Origin of the sequence: Streptococcus pseudopneumoniae (assembly GCF_001072925.1) — a bacterium.
Lineage (GTDB): Bacteria > Bacillota > Bacilli > Lactobacillales > Streptococcaceae > Streptococcus > Streptococcus pseudopneumoniae_Q.
In genome coordinates, this window is sequence record NZ_JVHE01000129.1 from 1 (window position 1) to 2,921 (window position 2,921).

Below are 2,921 nucleotides of genomic sequence, written 5' to 3' on the forward strand. Positions count from 1 at the left end.
GCTATTATGCAGGCTCAGTTTCAATTAATGGGATATTAAAAAGGAGATTATCATGACACTATTAGATGTAAAACACGTTCAAAAGATTTATAAAACACGTTTCCAAGGCAATCAAGTAGAAGCTCTGAAAGATATTCACTTTACCGTAGAAAAAGGCGACTATGTTGCCATTATGGGTGAGTCTGGTTCTGGGAAATCAACCCTACTCAATATTCTCGCCATGCTTGACAAACCAACTCGTGGTCAGGTCTTCCTAAACGGAACAGACACAGCTACCATTAAAAATACTGAAGCATCAAGCTTCCGTCGTGAAAAGTTAGGCTTTGTCTTCCAAGACTTCAATTTGTTAGATACGCTTTCTGTTAAAGACAATATCTTACTCCCTTTGGTATTGTCTAGAAAGCCTATTACAGAAATGATGAAAAAATTGGTCGTGACGGCCGAAAATCTTGGCATCAATCAATTGCAGGAGAAGTACCCTTATGAAATCTCTGGTGGACAAAAACAACGGGTTGCAGTTGCACGGGCTATCATCACAGAACCAGAAATTCTTCTTGCGGACGAGCCAACAGGAGCCCTAGACTCTAAGTCATCTGCAGCACTGCTAGATGTCTTCGATGAGATTAACGAGCGAGGTCAAACCATTCTCATGGTAACCCACTCAACAGCTGCTGCCAGCCGTGCAAAACGTGTCCTTTTCATCAAGGACGGTATTCTCTACAATCAAATCTACCGTGGTGAAAAGACGGATCGTCAGATGTTCCAAGAAATCTCTGACACCTTGACTGTTATGGCAAGTGAGGTGAACTAGTATGTTTCGATTAACAAATAAGTTGGCCATCTCCAACTTAATCAAAAACCGCAAACTCTATTATCCGTTTGCTTTGGCTGTCATTTTGGCGGTCACTATTTGCTATCTCTTTTATTCATTAACCTTTAATCCCAAAATGGTAGAAATGCGGGGTGGATCTTCTATTCAATTTACCCTACAACTAGGTCTCATCGTAGTGACACTTGCATCTGCCATTATCGTGCTTTATGCCAATAGTTTTGTCATGAAAAACCGTTCCAAAGAACTGGGTGTATATGGTATGCTAGGCTTAGAAAAGCGCCATTTGATTGGGATGACCTTTAAAGAACTCCTGCTATTTGGTCTAGTAACAGTTACTGCTGGGATTGGAATTGGCGCCATTTTTGATAATCTGATTTTTGCTTTACTGCTCAAACTTTCAAAGATGAAGGTAGAGCTAGCCGCAACCTTCCAATGGTCAGTAGTTCTTTCAATTCTTTTAGTATTTGGTCTTATCTTTTTAGTCCTTGTCTTCCTAAATGCCCTACGTATCATGCGTATGGATGCTCTCCAACTTTCTCGTGAAAAGGCAAAGGGTGAGAAGAAAGGGCGATTCCTAGTGTTTCAAACAATCTTGGGACTAGTCTCTTTAGGTAGTGGCTATTACCTAGCTCAAAGCGTAACAAATGCTCTATCAGCTATTTCTACCTTCTTTTTAGCTGTATTACTGGTTATTTTAGGAACCTATCTCTTGTTCAATGCTGGAATTACAGTTTTCTTGAAAATGCTCAAGAAAAACAAGAAATATTACTACAAACCTAACAATCTCATCTCTGTTTCTAACCTCATTTTCCGTATGAAGAAAAATGCGGTTGGTTTAGCGACTATTGCCATCCTTTCCACCATGGTTTTGGTCACCATGTCAGCAGCAACCAGTATCTACAATGGTTCTGAAAATATTAAAAAACTCCTGTATCCTCACGATATGTCAATTTCAGGACAAAATGTAGAAGTTGAGGATTTAGACCAACTTTTAACTCAGTATGCCAAGGAAAAGAAGCTAACCATCAGCAATAAGGACGTCCTCAGTTATGCAAGTTTCGGCCTTTCTAGTCAAGATGGTACCAAATTAACCACCTTTGAAAAAGGTCAAAATAGTGTTATGCCCAAGACAGTTTTCCTAGTCTTTGATCAAAAGGATTATGAAAAAATGACTGGACAAAAGCTGAACCTTATGAATAATGAGGTGGGACTATTCGCTAAGAACGATGGCCTTAAAGGTCAAAAAGCATTCAGTCTTAACAATCAGAACTATACGATCAAGCAAGAAATCCAGCAAGATTTCCTCAGAGACCATGTTTCTAACCAGTATGTACTTTTGATTTCAGATTATAACTACCTTGTTGTCTCAAATTTACAGGACTTTTTAGATAAATACCAGGATTCTGCAATCTACACTCAGTTATACGGTGGAATGGATGTGACGGCAAGTAAAGAGGAACAACTCAAACTTGCAGATGATTTTGAAAACTACTCTGATAATTTCAGTCACAATCTCAAGAACGAGAATGGTATGGTTTACGGTGCAAACATTGCGAGTGAGTCAACTGTCGAAATGAACGCTCTCTTTGGTGGAGTCCTCTTTATCGGTATTTTTCTCTCTATCATCTTTATGGTAGGTACTGTACTCGTTATCTACTATAAACAAATTTCAGAAGGTTATGAAGACCGTGAACGCTTTGTCATCCTGCAAAAAGTTGGCTTGGATCAAAAACAAATCAAGCAAACCATTAATAAACAAGTCTTGACTGTTTTCTTCCTACCTCTGGCCTTTGCCTTTCTTCATCTGGCTTTTGCTTATCACATGTTGAGCCTGATTCTCAAGGTCGTTGGTGTTGTTGATTCAGCCATGATGTTAAGCGTGACTCTTTCCATTTGTGGTATCTTTGCTTTAGTCTATGTTCTAATCTTTATGATTACTTCAAGAAGCTATCGTAGAATTGTTCAAATGTAAAAACAGAAACATCAAAAAAGAGAGTGGGACAGAAATCGTTAATTCGTTAGAATTCGATTTCGTCGTCCCACCTCCGCACAGTTGAGTAGGGCTGTAAAAGCTGATGAAATCAGCGTA

At 39.1% G+C, this 2,921-nt stretch carries 2 protein-coding genes; both read left to right on the forward strand.

The window, feature by feature from the left end; all coding sequences use genetic code 11:
• Positions 1 to 52 precede the first annotated feature (52 nt).
• A complete protein-coding gene (locus ADH81_RS10345; protein ID WP_049528941.1) occupies positions 53 to 811 on the forward strand; it encodes an ABC transporter ATP-binding protein in 759 nt (252 codons plus the stop codon).
• Between the two features lies 1 nt (position 812).
• Positions 813 to 2,804: an ABC transporter permease gene (locus ADH81_RS10350; protein ID WP_049528944.1), complete on the forward strand. Its 1,992-nt coding sequence runs from the start codon at positions 813 to 815 to the stop codon at positions 2,802 to 2,804.
• Positions 2,805 to 2,921: the final 117 nt, after the last annotated feature.